11 protein-coding genes and 1 tRNA gene are annotated in these 14,104 nt (G+C 63.2%); 2 read left to right on the forward strand and 10 right to left on the reverse strand.

The annotated features are described in order from the left end of the window. Positions 1-10: 10 nt before the first annotated feature. The 6 genes from HAHE_RS20780 to HAHE_RS20805 all read right to left on the reverse strand — a co-directional run bounded on the left by HAHE_RS20780 (position 11) and on the right by HAHE_RS20805 (position 7,644). The gene (locus tag HAHE_RS20780; protein WP_338687207.1) at positions 11-1,414 is read right to left on the reverse strand and encodes a DUF1501 domain-containing protein; all 1,404 of its coding nucleotides are present in this window, start codon (positions 1,412-1,414) and stop codon (positions 11-13) included. A gap of 21 nt (positions 1,415-1,435) precedes the next feature. Beyond that, positions 1,436-3,844 (reverse strand): PSD1 and planctomycete cytochrome C domain-containing protein, encoded by a 2,409-nt coding sequence (locus HAHE_RS20785; protein WP_338687209.1) that lies wholly within the window; start codon positions 3,842-3,844, stop codon positions 1,436-1,438. A gap of 35 nt (positions 3,845-3,879) precedes the next feature. After that, the gene (locus tag HAHE_RS20790; protein WP_338687210.1) at positions 3,880-4,545 is read right to left on the reverse strand and encodes a hypothetical protein; all 666 of its coding nucleotides are present in this window, start codon (positions 4,543-4,545) and stop codon (positions 3,880-3,882) included. An 82-nt stretch (positions 4,546-4,627) separates the two neighbouring features. Beyond that, positions 4,628-6,112, reverse strand: a complete 1,485-nt coding sequence (locus tag HAHE_RS20795) for a sulfatase (protein WP_338687212.1) — start codon at positions 6,110-6,112, stop codon at positions 4,628-4,630. Positions 6,113-6,324: 212 nt separating this feature from the next. Continuing rightward, positions 6,325-7,275: a dihydrodipicolinate synthase family protein gene (locus tag HAHE_RS20800; RefSeq protein ID WP_338687213.1), complete on the reverse strand. Its 951-nt coding sequence runs from the start codon at positions 7,273-7,275 to the stop codon at positions 6,325-6,327. Between the two features lie 282 nt (positions 7,276-7,557). Then, a tRNA-Leu gene (locus HAHE_RS20805) sits at positions 7,558-7,644 on the reverse strand. A gap of 149 nt (positions 7,645-7,793) precedes the next feature. On the opposite strand from HAHE_RS20805, the gene HAHE_RS20810 reads away from it, so the two are divergent. Both HAHE_RS20810 and HAHE_RS20815 read left to right on the forward strand, forming a co-directional pair. Then, positions 7,794-10,724, forward strand: coding sequence for a M16 family metallopeptidase (locus tag HAHE_RS20810; protein WP_338687214.1), 2,931 nt, complete (start codon positions 7,794-7,796; stop codon positions 10,722-10,724). Positions 10,725-10,736: 12 nt separating this feature from the next. Next, positions 10,737-11,321 (forward strand): TPM domain-containing protein, encoded by a 585-nt coding sequence (locus tag HAHE_RS20815; RefSeq protein ID WP_338687216.1) that lies wholly within the window; start codon positions 10,737-10,739, stop codon positions 11,319-11,321. A gap of 11 nt (positions 11,322-11,332) precedes the next feature. On the opposite strand, the gene HAHE_RS20820 is transcribed toward HAHE_RS20815, so the two are convergent. The 4 genes from HAHE_RS20820 to HAHE_RS20835 form a co-directional block, all read right to left on the reverse strand. Further along, entirely contained in the window at positions 11,333-12,340 is a 1,008-nt protein-coding gene (locus HAHE_RS20820; protein ID WP_338687217.1) for a hypothetical protein, read from the reverse strand. Between the two features lie 46 nt (positions 12,341-12,386). Further along, the gene (locus tag HAHE_RS20825) at positions 12,387-12,809 is read right to left on the reverse strand and encodes an NYN domain-containing protein (RefSeq protein WP_338687218.1); all 423 of its coding nucleotides are present in this window, start codon (positions 12,807-12,809) and stop codon (positions 12,387-12,389) included. Between the two features lie 66 nt (positions 12,810-12,875). Further along, positions 12,876-13,151: a hypothetical protein gene (locus HAHE_RS20830; protein ID WP_338687220.1), complete on the reverse strand. Its 276-nt coding sequence runs from the start codon at positions 13,149-13,151 to the stop codon at positions 12,876-12,878. Between the two features lie 67 nt (positions 13,152-13,218). Further along, the gene (locus HAHE_RS20835) at positions 13,219-14,058 is read right to left on the reverse strand and encodes a sugar phosphate isomerase/epimerase family protein (RefSeq protein WP_338687222.1); all 840 of its coding nucleotides are present in this window, start codon (positions 14,056-14,058) and stop codon (positions 13,219-13,221) included. Between the last annotated feature and the right edge of the window lie 46 nt (positions 14,059-14,104).

Below are 14,104 nucleotides of genomic sequence, written 5' to 3' on the forward strand. Positions count from 1 at the left end.
ACCTCAGGCCCTACGCGAAGATGTCGTGAGCCACGTTTCCGTGAACATCCGTCAGACGGAAGTCGCGGCCGGCATGCCGGTAGGTCAGCTTCTCGTGATCGAGACCGAGGGCATGGAGGATGGTCGCGTGCCAGTCATGGATGTGCAGGCGGCCGTCCACCGCCTCGTAGCCATACTCGTCAGTCGCACCGTAGGAGAAGCCACCTTTGACCCCGCCCCCAGCCATCCACGTGGTGTAGCCCTTGTTGTTGTGATCCCGTCCGTCGCCGCCCTGCGCGTGCGGCGTCCGACCGAACTCACCGGCCCACACAACCAGCGTGTCCTTCAGCATATCGCGACGCTTGAGGTCTTCCAGGAGGCCGGCGATCGGCTTGTCGATCTCCCGGCAACGCGCAGGCAGGTCCTGCGACAGGTTGCGGTGATGGTCCCAGTTGCCATGGGTCAGTTCGACGAACCTCACTCCCTCCTCCGCAAATCGGCGGGCCAGCAGGCATTGCCGACCGAAGCCGTCGGTCTCGCTGCCATCGATACCGTAAAGATCCAGCGTCTCCTTTGACTCGCGGTTGATGTCCATCAACTCCGGCAGCTCGTCCTGCATGCGGAACGCCAGCTCATACGATTCGATCACCCCTTCCACTCCGGGCTGGTGCTGCTCGCGACGCAACTTCTCCTCGTTCAGCTTCTGAATGAAGTCGAGTTGGGCGCGTTGCTGGTCCTTCGTCAGATTGGGGTTTTTGATGTTCGGAATCCTCACCTCCTGGTTTCCGCCCCGCGCGAAACGCCGCCTTCCGCCATTGCCGAACGGGGTTCCTTGGTAAATCGCCGGGAGAAACGCGCTGCCGATGTGCTGGGCGTTGCCCGCACCGGGATTGAGCGCGACGAAACCCGGAAGATTGGCGTTCTCGGTGCCGAGCCCGTAGAGAGTCCACGCCCCGAGCGACGGGCGCACAAACTGAAAGCTGCCGGTGTGCATCTGCACCTGGGCCTGCGGGTGGTTCGGAATGTCCGTGTGCATCCCGTTGAGCATGCACAACTCGTCCGCCATCCTCGCGACGTTCGGAAACAGCTCCGAGATCCAGAGCCCGCTCTTCCCCCGTTGTTTGAACTCCCATTTGGAGCCCATCAAGGTTCCGCCCCTCGCGCCCGCCGTGCGCCCGGCCTTGCCATGATCCTTCGCAAGCTGCGGCTTGTAGTCGAAGGTATCGATGTGGGACGGCGCGCCCTGCATCGAAAGGAAGATCACCCGCTTCGCCCGCGCCTTGAAATGCGGCAGCTTGGGATCCAGCGGCTTGCCGCCTGCCACCGCTTCGGCGCGGGCCTGCTGGTGGGCGAGCGCCGCGAATGCGAGATAACCAACACCACTCGAAACGGACTTCAGAATTTCGCGGCGTGTATAGAGCTGGGGCGGGAACATGGCAGTCGGAGGGTTGCGATTTCAATTGAGATAGCGGAACTCGGCGGCGGCGAGCAGGCTGTGGCAATAGGTGGTAAGCACCGAAAGGTCGTCGTCCTGACCGAAACGGAACTGCGCGAAGAAGCCGTTGGCAGCGGACACCTCATATCCGTTCGGGACGCGCCCGTAGCAGAGAAGGAAGGACATCCGGATCCATTCGTCCTTGTCGTCGGTGTGTTCCATCAGGCGTGTCGCCATCGACTTCGCCTGCGTCAGCACGAAGTCGTTGTTCATGAGATAGAGTGCCTGAGACGGGATGTTCGTCTCCTCGCGTGCTCCGGTCACGATGTTGGCGTCGGCGCCGTCGAAAAGGGCCAGTGACGAAGGCAATGCGTCGCGCACGATCGGCAGGTAGACGGACCGGTAGTCCTGGTAGGAGTCGAGACGCTCGGTGTTGAAGGCACGCCCGATTCCGACATGACCCGCTTCCCCGATCACCGAACCGAGGGGACGCTGGGAATCGAGCTGACCGCTGGCGAACAACATCGCGTCACGAAGGGCTTCGGCGTCGAGACGGCGCACCGGCATCCGCCAGAGCAACGCATTCCCCGGATCCTTGCGGTAGGCCTCGGCGTTCCACGTCGATGCCATCCGGTAGGTCCTGCTGTGCACCAGCTCGCGGATGAGCGACTTGACCGACCACTCGCCTTTCACGAACTCGAGCGCGAGCGCGTCGAGCAGCTCCGGATGGGTCGGCGTGTTTCCGCTGACTCCGAAGTTGTCCGGTGAAGTGACGATTCCCTGCCCGAACAGCTTGCTCCAGATCCGATTGGCCATCACCCGGGCGGTGAGCGGGTTCTCTTCGGACGTCAGCCATTGGGCGAGCTCAAGACGTCCGCTTGCGTCAGGCGGACATTCGTCTTCACAGAAGTCGAGTAGCTGAAGAAATCCCCGGTCGACCCTCTGGGCAGGCATGTCGAGTTCCCCGCGGATCAAAACTGTCGCGTCTTCGGGCCGTGCGTGGTCCTGAACACCCATCGCGAAAGACTTCTTGGTGCCGTCCGGATTGTAGCTGCCCAGCCGTTCCTCAAGAAACGCCGAGGTCGTGCGAATGCGGATCACCTGTTGCTGGAGATTTCCCTGACGGGCACCGCTCCGCACGAGTTCCCGCAGCTGGTTCCGCTGCTCCTCCAACTGCTCGGCGAGTGCCTGATACTCTTCCGGACTGATATCTCCCTGCGGCTCGTCGGTGGAAACCGGGAGCTCGAGCAGCTTCGTGGCCCGGCGGGTCGCCACCGCGTTCACCGTTCCGAAGTAGGTCTTGGTGCTGTGGAAGATGCCGGCGATCGAGTAGTAGTCCTCGGTCGGAATCGGATCCGACTTGTGATCGTGGCAACGGGCGCAAGACACGGTCAATCCGAGGATCGCCTGGCTGGTCGCATCGATCTGCTCATCCACAAGATCCGCCTCGAACTGCCGCGGGTTCTGCTGGTTCAGACTCTTCGGCCCCATCGCAAGGAACCCGGTCGCGATCAGGCCCTCCTGCCAGTCCTCGTCGTACTTCGCGGGCAGCAGATCACCGGCGATCTGTTCCATGACGAACCGGTCATATGGCTTGTCCTCGTTGAAGGAGTCGATGACGTAGTCGCGGTAGCGCCACGCATAGGGGAAACTCGTATTCACCTCCTTGCCGGTCGATTCGGCATAGCGCGCGACGTCGAGCCAGTGTCTTCCCCAGCGCTCGCCAAAGTGCTCGCTTGCGAGGAGTTCTTCGACCTTCGCGCTGTAGGCCGCTTCAGGATCCTTCGCCCATGCTTCGGCGAATGCCATGATCTGGCCATAGCTCGGAGGAAGCCCGGTCAGATCAAAATGAAGGCGCCGGAGCAACACGTCGGGCGCGGCGTCGGAAGCCGGACGGAGGCCTTCCTTTTCAAGACCGGACAGAATGTGGGAATCAACAAAGCTGACCGGCCATCCCGCATCCTCAACCTGCGGCGCAGGCGACGCCTTCGGTGCCTGGAAGGACCAGTGCTTCTTGCCCTCTTCGATGTCGATCTCACTCTGCACCACGACCTTGTCGGGCACACGCGGATCCGGCGCTCCCATCTCGATCCATTTGCGGAAGTCCTCGATGATCTCGTCCGGAAGCTTCTTCTTCGGCGGCATCTCGTAGTCCGGATCCTGATAGGCCATCGCCGTGTAGATCAGGCTCTTCGTCGGATCGCCCGGAACCACCGCCGGACCGCTGTCGCCGCCATGGATCAGGCCGTCGCGGTAGTCCACCCGAAGCCCGCCTTTGATCTTCTCTCCTTCCGCGTGGCACTCGTAGCAGTATTTCGCGAGCACCGGACGAATCTTCTGCTCGAAGAACTTCGTCTCCTCGCTGGTAAGCTCCTCCGCAGGCGCAGAGAGGGGCAGCGCCCCGGCCAGAATGACGAGTGCGGGCTTCATTGCTTGCAAGCTTGTGGGTCAGGACTTGCGGGGCATCACTCGATCGGAGCGGGCCGCTTCGGGACCTCGCCACCGGAAGTGTCCCCACCACCGCGGCGATCCCGCTGCATGCCCGGACGCCCTTCCCGATTGCCTTGCTGAAAGCGCTCGCGCAGGCGTTTGATCATCTCCTCTTGTTCGGCCTTGTCGATGAAGCCGTCGCCGTTGGAATCGATCATGTCGAAGCGCTCCTTCATCCGCTCGGGAGCCTCCTCCTTGCTGATCTTGCCGTCGCCATCGGTATCGATGCGAGAAAGGTCAGGACCTCCACCTTGTGGACCACCCGGACGTTGCGGCCGGTCTCCTCCTTCGGGCGCGCCGTCACGGCGCTGCGGCCGGGCATCGCCATCCTGATTGCCATCGGGTCGCTGCGGTCGCCCTTCGCCATCCGGGCGGGCATCGGGACGATCCCCACGCGGAGCCCCGCCCATTTCCTGCGGGCTTACCGTGCCATCCTCGTCCTTATCCAGCTGACGCAGCGAAGCCACGGCCATGTCGATTTCCTCCTGCTGCAGCGCGCCATCGCCGTTGCGGTCCAGCGCTTTCATCAGCGGCGGCACCGGTCGGTTCATCGGTCGGCGGTCGGTCTCGCGGTCGCGCTCCTGAGCAAGGGCGGGAACAGTGACAGTCATCAGCGGAATCAGAAACAAAGAGGTCTTCATGATGGATCGGTGAACCATCCCCGCTGCGAAAAGTCGCGCGGTAACGAACACTTCCTTCCGACCGAAGCGAGAGTCGGCCTCCCTACTTCCTCTTCGCCGGCCGGTGGTAGGGCGAGTCCCTCGCCACATCCACGTCGGGGGCGACCACCTTCGGCAGTCGAGCTGAAAACCCCGCCTTGATCCCGGAAAACTCCGGATCCGTTGCAAGGTTCAGGTACTCGTTGCGGTCCTTCTCGAGATCGTAGAGCTCCTCGAAACCGTCGGCGTAGCGGATGTAGCGGAATTTGGTGTCGCTGACTCCGTGCGACGGCTTGCCGCCCGGGCCGCGGAAGACATACGAGGTCAGCGAGACGCGGTCATCCACTTTCCCGGGTGCCTTAAGTTGCGGGACAACGGAAGCCCCGGTGCATTGCTCGGGAACAGGAAGCCCGGCAAGTTCGCACAGGGTCGGATAGAGATCGGTGAGGGTCGTCGGTTGGCGCGTCCGCTCTCCGTCCTTGGAAACTCCGGGTGCGGAAATGAAGAGAGGCACGCGTGTCGTCTGCTCCCACAGCGCGAACTTCTCCCAGTTCTCCTTCTCTCCGATGTGGAATCCGTGGTCGGTCCACAGAACGACGATTGTGTCCTTCGCCATCGGTGAGGCATCAAGACCGTCGAGAAGACGGCCAAGCTGGTGATCGACGTAGCTGATCGAGGCCAGGTAACCCCGCATCAGATGCTTCCACTGACGGTTGGCCTTCACCCACGCATGCCAGCTTTCCCGCCCATGGCTGTGAGCATCGTCGAGATCGTCTTCGCGGTGTGCCGGAAGCTGCACCGACTCCTCCGGATAAAGATCAAACCACTGTTGCGGGACTTCCCAGGGGATGTGCGGTCGGAACAGACCGACGGCGAGGAAGAGAGGCTCGTCGGCTTCGTGATTCATCTGCCTAATCGCCCAATCGACGACCGCACCGTCTCCCTGTTCCTCCGACAGCTCGACCGGAGCCGCGCCGAACAGATGGTGACCGAGCGGACGTTTTCCGACGAAGCCGTCATCCTGCTTCCTTGTCCTGACAAATGCCGGGCGGGGCCAATCGGCCGAGATCGGATCAAGGGGATCGCCGCGATAGTCGTCCCACGCATCGGGATCGTTCTGCGAGTCACCCTTCGTCCACTGCAAGGTGTGGAAAATCTTCCCTCCTCCGACAGCACGGTACCCGTGATTCCGAAAGTGCTGCGACAGGACCACGGCATCCTCGAGAACCGGAGACTCGTGACGCCATCTCGGCCCATGGGCACCGAAGAGATTCCGATACAATCCGGACTTCACCGGGTGCACGCCGGTCATCACCGCGACACGCGACGGATGACAGGCGGGGGCCGCGCAGTGGGCGTTGCTGAAGGTTACCGAACGTTCGGCAAGACGCTCGAAATTCGGGGTCTTGATCCCGGGATGGTTGTCGAGCGGTGAGATGTAGTCGTTCAGATCATCGATGGCGATGACCAGGACGTTGGGCTTTTCCGAGGCGGGAAGAACGCCTGCGAGGCCGGCGATGAGGCAAAGGAATGCGAAAGGTCGGGTCATGGAAGGCATGGGTTCGAAACCGATGGGCGGACCGCCACGGCCTCACCTCGATTTCGAGAAGATTTGCCGACGGGCCAACCCGTTCCCTATCCGATACCGAAGCAACCCGCGATTCCTCGCAGACAGCTCAGCCAATTGGGCACCCGATCACGGACCGGAGCACCCTAGCGGCCCCGGTTATGCAGTCCCGGAAGTCACCGGGACAGGGCCCTTCAGTCCTTGGCACCCGCCCAGTTCGACCACCACGAGCGGAACAGCTGCCACTGGTCCTTGAGGAAGGCATCCTGGCTCGGAGAAAGGCGGTCGGTCGCATTCAGCTGGTGCTGGTAGGCGCTGTGCCCTTCGAGCACCATCAGACCCTTGTAGTAGAGAACCAGATCGGCGCACTCGTCGAAGCGCGAGAGAACGGTCAGTGCCTCTTCAAGCTCGGCGGCATACTTGCGGGCCTGGGCATCGCCGGCAGCGGCCCGTTTGCAGAGCTCGACGAACCGCAGGATCTCCTTCGGCAGCGCGTTGCCGACACCGGTGATCGCACCGTAGGCGCCGCAACGGACGAAGCCATGGTAGGCTTGCGTGTCGACACCGACCATCAGGATAAGATCCGGATCACCGCTGGTGATGTATTCGGCGGCGTAGGTCATCGCGGCAGCTCCGCCGAATTCCTTGAACCCAACGAGATTCGGGTTCGCGTCGCGAAGCTGGAAGAACAGGTCCGCCTTGGTCTCATAACCGTAGTAGGGGCTGTTGTAGATGACCGCGGGCAGCTCGCTACCGGCCTTGAACACGGCATTGAAGTGATCGCGCTGGGCCGGAACGGACGTGGCGCGGGAAAGCAGACGCGGAATCACCATCAGGCCGACGGCGCCGACTTCCTGCGCGTGGGCGGCGTGGGCGGCGGCCTGACGGGTGCTCGGCGCTCCAGTCCCAACGATTACCGGCACACCCGCATCCGCGAGGCGCTTGACGCCTTCCTGACGTTGCTCATCCGTGAGCAACGGCCAATCCCCCATCGAACCGCAGTAAACGACAGCATCCATCCCTTCCGCGATCAGGTCCTTGCCGGTCTGGACGAGGGCGTCGAAGTCCGGGACGCCCGTTTCCGAACAGGGGGTCATAAGAGCCGGAATGGTGCCGCGGAATACTTCTTTGTTGCTGGAGCTCATGGTTGGGAAGAGTCGGTGGGATCAGGGAATGGAGGGCGGCGGGGCCGGAACCGAACGCCGCGAGGGTTGTTGCCGGGAAGTCCATCGGGAAGCAAGGCGTGAGTAACCTCGCCCGGCCCGCCACTTCCACCTCCCGGTGACATGACTGGCGCCCACTCTACAGGTGCCGTCTTGTCCGAAACCGCAGTATTGAATGGCGGACGGGTAGTTTCCGCAACGCGGTCAAGCGGGGTCGGGAACGCCAGTGACGGGCAGCTCACCCGCAGAACCCAAAATCAAAGATGGTGCGCACGAGAGGACTCGAACCTCCACGGCCGTGAAGCCACTAGATCCTGAATCTAGCGCGTCTACCAATTCCGCCACGTGCGCGTTTTGGGTCGGGTAGATCGACGGGCGGCGAAATCACCACGCCGCCGGACTTTTGGCAATAGGAATTCTGAGGGAATTCGCAGTCCGGACACCACCAACCGCCCCTTTTCGCCGTTGCCAAGCCTTCGGCCAGCCAACAGGTTTCGGCCATGAGAAACCCTGCACCGATCGTGCTGACCCTGCTGCTGGCCATCGCCGCCACGGTATTCATCCTCAACCGGCCCAACCCACCGGAAGCGCCGCCCACCGAGCCGGCACCTCCGGCCGCGGAGCCAATCGAAGAGGAGGAAGCGGCCACCCCGCCGCCAACCGCCCTCGAGCCCCGCTCGTGGCCTCAGGAATCGAGCGACCTGAAGCCGGAGGAAGGCGCCGTGTTCGGCAATCTTCCCAATGGCATGCGCTACATCATTCTGCCCAACGGCGAGCCACCGGAGCGCGTCAGCATCCGGCTCCACATCGCCGCCGGCTCGCTGATGGAAGCGGAAGACCAACGCGGGCTCGCCCACTTCCTCGAGCACATGGTTTTCAACGGCTCGAAGAATTTCACACCCGACGAACTCATCCCGCGCATGCAGCGGCTCGGCATCGCTTTCGGCGCGCACGTGAATGCCTACACGTCCTTCGATGAAACCGTCTACATGCTCGACCTGCCCGACCTCAGCGACGAGATGCTCGATCTCGGATTCACCGTGATGCGTGACTTCGCCGACGGCGCCCTGCTGAAGACCGAGGAGATTGACAAGGAGCGCGGCGTGATCCTTTCGGAGAAAACCTCGCGCGATTCGGTCAGCTACCGACTGATGCAACAGCAGTTTTCCACGCTGATGCCCGACTCGCTGATCACCAAGCGATTCCCGATCGGCGAAGAGGAGGTGATCAAGAACGCTCCCCGCGAGCGCTTCGTCGATCTCTACGAGCGCTACTACACTCCCGAGCGGATGACCTTCATCGTCGTCGGAGACATCGAGCCCGCGGCCGCGGAGGAGCGCATCAAGAACGCATTCGGCACGCTGGAGAACCCCGCCGCCCCCGGGACTGATCCCGACCTCGGCGCCCTCAAGCAGGCCGAGGGACTCGAGGCCCTGATCTTCAGTGACAAGGAAGTGCCCGCGACCGAACTCGGACTGCTCACGATCGAGCCTTACGAAAAGAAGGCCGACACTTCCGAGAACCGTGCCGCCAAGCTTCCGCTCGGACTCGCGAACGCGATGCTCGGCACCCGCTTCGACCGGCTCGCCAAGAAAGAAGGCGCCCCGATCCTCGGTGGGTCGGCATCCCGTCAGGACCTCTTCAACTACGTCACCCTTGGTAGCATCGATGTCTCGGTGGCCGACGACCGCTGGCAGGACGCCGTGCCGGTCATGGAGCAGGAGTTCCGCCGCGCGCGGGAGTTCGGCTTCACCAAGGCGGAGTTCGCCGAGGCCAAGGCCAACCTGCTCAATTCCTACGAGCAGGCGGTAAAGTCGAAGGATTCCCGCAAGTCGGACGGCATGGCCACCTCGATCGCGAGGTCGATCAACGATGGTCGCGTGCTGACTTCTCCGGAGACGAATCTGGCGGTGGCCGCCGCCGCCCTGGAAGACCTTACCCCTGAAATCTGCCACGCCGCCTTCAAGGAGTTCTGGGCCGACAAGGGCTACTTCCTGATCCTGACGACCAAGGAGCAACCCGAAGGCGCCAAAGAGGAACTCGCCAAGATCTATGAGCAGTCCTCCGAACAGACCGTCGAGGCGCCCGAGGAAACGGAAGTCGCCGCCTTCGCCTACACCGACTTCGGTCAACCCGGCCTGGTGGAATCGGAAGAGGAGATCGAGGGTCTCGGGATCACCCGGCTGGTCCTCGACAATGGCGTGACCGTGAACCTCAAGCAGACCGACTTCGAAAAGAACCGGATCCGCATCGCAGCACGGATCGGGCTAGGCAAACTGGTCCAGCCGAAGGACAAGGTCGGGCTGGGCGATTTCGCCACGGCCGTGGTCGAGGGTGGTGGCATTGGCGTGCACTCGGTCGACGAATTGCAGCAGATCTTCGCCGGCAAGAACGTCTCGTTCGGTTTCTCGGTCGATGAGGATTCCTTCTCTCTCTCCGGCGGAACGACTCCGGAAGACCTCGGGTTGCAGTTGCAGGCGATGACCGCCCAACTCCTGCATCCCGGCTACCGGCAGGAAGGTGTCGAGCAGTTCCGCAAGGCGGTGCCGATGATCTTCCAGCAGATGAAGCACACCGCCGCCGGGTCGATGCAGAAAATGAGCTCGTGGATTCGTGGCGACGACCCGCGCTTTGCGTTCCCGGAATCCGCCGACGTGTTCCTCGGCTACGAGGTCGACGACGTCCGCGAGTGGCTCGATGCCGAGTTCGTCCCTGCTCCGATCGAACTGAACATCATCGGTGACTTCGATCCCGAAACGCTCAAGCCGCTCGTGCTCGCGACCTTCGGGGCGATCGAAAAACGCAAGCCCCGGAGCGCCCCGGATGACGCCCTGCTGAAGGTCGAGTTCCCGGAGACACCGCAAACCAAGAACCTCACCTACGAGAGCAAGATCCCCGTCGGCCAGGCGGTCGTCCTCTGGAAGGCGATCGGACCGAAGGACAACGAGGAAACCTTCCGCCGCCTGAATCTGCTCGCCGACATCTTCGGCGACCGGCTGCGCGAGGAGATCCGCGAGAAACTCGGTGCCTCCTACAGCCCGAACTCGGGCGCCAGCGGATCCAGCACGCTTGATGACTTCGGTTTCATGATCGCGATGATCGAAGGCAAGCCCGAGGACGCCGAGCAACTGGCCGAAGTCACGGTCGGCCTGGCCAAGACCCTCGCGTCCGGCGGCGCGACCGACGACGAACTCGACCGGGCCCTCAAGCCGTTGCTCGCAGACATCGACAAGTCGATGCGGGACAACAGCTACTGGCTCGGAGCGGTGATGTCCGGCAGCACCGAGAACGAGCGCAAGTTCGAACTCGCCCGCGGGCGCCGCGACGATGTGGCTTCGATCACGCTCGACGAAGTCAACGAGCTCGCCGGGAAGTATTACGCGACCGACAAGGCCATCCAGGTGATCATCAAGCCTGAGGAAACCGAGTAAGCCCCCAACCCCATGCTCTGCCCGTACTGCCGAGGACCACTCCGGGAAAACAGCCCGGAGTGCCCGGCGTGTCGGCTCAACCTCGAGCGGGCGGCGAAGCTCCTCGGCCCCCTGCCCCGGATCGACCCCGCGGTCAGCGACGATACGGACGCGCTCTTGCCGGCCGAGAAGAAGTCGCTGCGGAAACGCATCGATAAGATCGAATACCGTTTCCCGCAGGTCCGGGTGCAGGTCGTCTTCCGCCACTTTCCTGACGAGCACCCGCTGTCCTTGCACACCTTCTGGCTCTTCAATCTGGTCGGCTTCGGTAGCGAAACCGAGAAGGGATCGGAGAACCGTGCGGTGCTGTTGGTCATCGACCCGGTCCGCCACGATGCCTCACTGATGGTCGGCTACGGACTTGAACCTTTCCTCTCCGACGAGGAACTCGATGACGTTCTCGGCATGGCGGAGTCCGCATGGCAATCGAAAGACTGGGCCGGCGGCGTCGATGTGATCTTCGACGCGCTCGAAGCCCTGCTCGAGCGCGGAGCGAAGCGCGTCGCGTTTGCCTTCGGCCTCTCCCCTCGTCTGGGATCCGGGCGGGGTAAGAAATAGCTCCGGGCGACTCAGCCGAACGCCTTGAGGAACCCGACCTCGAGCGCGAGCTGCTCCTGCGCATTGGTCCTCAGGTTGGCCCTCAGTTCCTCCAAGGCATCCATGCGGGTCAGCAGGCCCGGCAATGACTCGCCTTCCGCAACGGCAGCCGTCTCCCCGGCACATTCGGCGAACTCCAACCCGCCACTCCCCGTCTTGGCCCTCAGCACATCGGCCATCCAAGACTGCAGCACATCGAAGAGCCGATCCCGGTCGGCGAGGTAGTCCGATTCCGCGACCGCCTTAAGCGCCTCCTCGCGGCGCTTCAGCCAGTCGCCCTCGACCGCCTGCTTCAGCGCCTTCTCTTCCTCCTTGAGGAGTTCCTTCCCCGCCGCCTCGGCCTCGGCCTTGCGTTCGACGAGAATCGCCGAGAACACCGCCTTGAGCCCGAGTGCGATGGCGGGACCGCCGAAACCTTGCGATGCCGCGGCATTGAGCGCCTCGACCAACTCGCGCCCGCCACCTTCCAGGAGCCCGGGCGTCCCGATCAGCGGCAGCCGCACGCAGCGGGAAATCACCGTCGGCAGCAGTGCTCCCGGATTCTCGGTGAGCAGCAGCAGCAGGGTGCGCGGCGGAGGTTCTTCGAGAGTCTTGAGAAATGCGTTCTCGGCCGCAGGCACCATCCGGTCGGCGTCGGCAATCACGCCGATCTTCCACGCATTCGGGCCGGCGACGACATGCAGCGATTTCTCAAGCTCGCGGATGCTGTCGACCGTGATCCTGCGCGATTTCGACTGGGGCCGGAGGATGCGGACACCGTCACCCGCCAATTCGTCCAGAGGCGGCGCTTCCTCCTTCACCGGCTCCCCGAACAGGTCGATTCCGCCGCCTCCGTCGCTTTGGAGGAGTTTCACCAGTCGCGCCGCCAGCTCTTCCTTACCGCTGCCGCGTGGTCCGCTGATCAGGAACGCGTGGGCGAGCCGCTCGCGACCGTGCGCGCCGCTGATCAGATCGAATGCCCGGTCCACCGTGAATGCCATCGCGCCGCAATGCTGATTCGGCGGGCCCGGCACCTCAACCCCTCAATCAGCCAATCTCCCACTCGCCCTGCGCGTCGGCCATCCACTGCTCCAGCGCCTCGATTCGGATTCCGTGTGCGCCGAAAGCGAGTGCCGTAGTCAACACCATCCGGTCATTGCTCGCCACCCGCACCTCGTCACCCTTCTCGGCAAAGCGCGCGGCGATCCGCTCGACCACCGTGTCAGCGGTCTCGGTGCCCTTGGAATAGACCACGAGGATCCCGTCTTCCGTCCCGCCCTCGAAATTCCGCTCGGTCCGTCGGCCGTCGAACACCACGACCACCTTCCAGCCGCTACGGTCACCAAGATCGCGCAGACGCCGCACCAACTCGAGCCGCGCCATGTGCCGGCGCGGTCCGTGGTGCAGCTCCCGCAGTTCGTCGATCGCGAAGACGGCACTGTGCCCGTCGACCACCAGCAAGCGTTCCATGAGGACAAAGAAAAGAGCCGGCGCCCGAGGGCAACCGGCTCTTCGAAAAATTCGTGGAAATCGGGCTTACTCCTCCTCGGAGGTCGCACCCTTGTCCTCTTCCGCAGCCTCGGGAGCCTCCTTGGCGGGGGCCTTTTTGGCCGGAGCCTTCTTGGCGGCCTTCTTTGCCGTTTTCTTGGCGGCCTTTTTCGCCGTCTTCTTCGCGGCCTTCTTGGCAGGCGCGGCTTCCTTCTTGGCGACGCTCTTCTTCGCGAGTCCGCCGAGCTTGGCATTCGCCTCCTTGCGCTTGAGGTATTCCTTCCGGCGGCGGCGTTTGATGACTTTCCTGTGCTGCTGTCCCATGACTTTGGTGGCGAGGGATTTACTGGCCCCTCCGCGCGCTAGCAAGGGGAATCTCGGTCGATGGAGGCTACTCGGCCACGGAAGCACGGATCCTCTTCCACGCATCGAGCGATTTCGGGAGATGGGCGGTGGAAGGCTCCTTCAGCCCGTAGCACTGCAGCCCGACGTCTCCCCGGTAGCCAATCTCGCGCAAATGGCGGAGCAAACCGGCCTGATCGAAATCCCCCCGATCCAGCGGCTGGATCAGGGCGCGCCAGTCCGAACCGCCCGCTTCGGCCCCGCAGGTGCTCACGCTCCACAGCAGCGGGCCGGCCTTATCCAGCGTCGCCCTGAGGTCGCTCTCGGGCTCGACCTTGAGGAAATGGCAGAGATTGAAGGCCACTCCGATGTTTTCGGCTCCGGTCGCCTTCGCGATCCGCACCGCATCGTCGACCGTTTCGACGTAGAAGCCGGAATGGGGATACAAAACGACCTTCAGGCCGGCCTCCTTCGCCTCGGCCGCGACCTTTCGCACGAACGCCACCGCGTGGGCGTCGGTCGTTGCTTTCCCTTTCCGGACAAACAGCTCCACCAACGCATCACGCCCTTTCAGTTGTGAAACGGCCTTCGAGATGGCCGGAAACTCGGTCTCGGCACCTTCGCCAACCTGAGCACCGACGTAGATGCTGAATACCCGCAGGCCGGCCGCATCGAACTCCTTCAGGAAACTGCCGAGCACATTCGGATGGACCGAGCCGACTCCGGCGTAGCCCATTTCCTTCATCGCGTGGGCACCCTCGGCGACGGACGGGAACTTCACTCCGTTTTCAAAGGCATAGAACCCGGGATCGAAACCCTCCCGATCCTTCGCCATGACCGTTCCCAATATCACGAGCGCCGCAGCCGGAATCCATCGAAGTGGGATCATGGGTCGGGATACGGGCGCGGCGGCAGGCCCTTGTCACACCTCGCCG

The sequence above is a fragment of the Haloferula helveola genome (assembly GCF_037076345.1).
Taxonomy (GTDB): domain Bacteria; phylum Verrucomicrobiota; class Verrucomicrobiia; order Verrucomicrobiales; family Akkermansiaceae; genus Haloferula; species Haloferula helveola.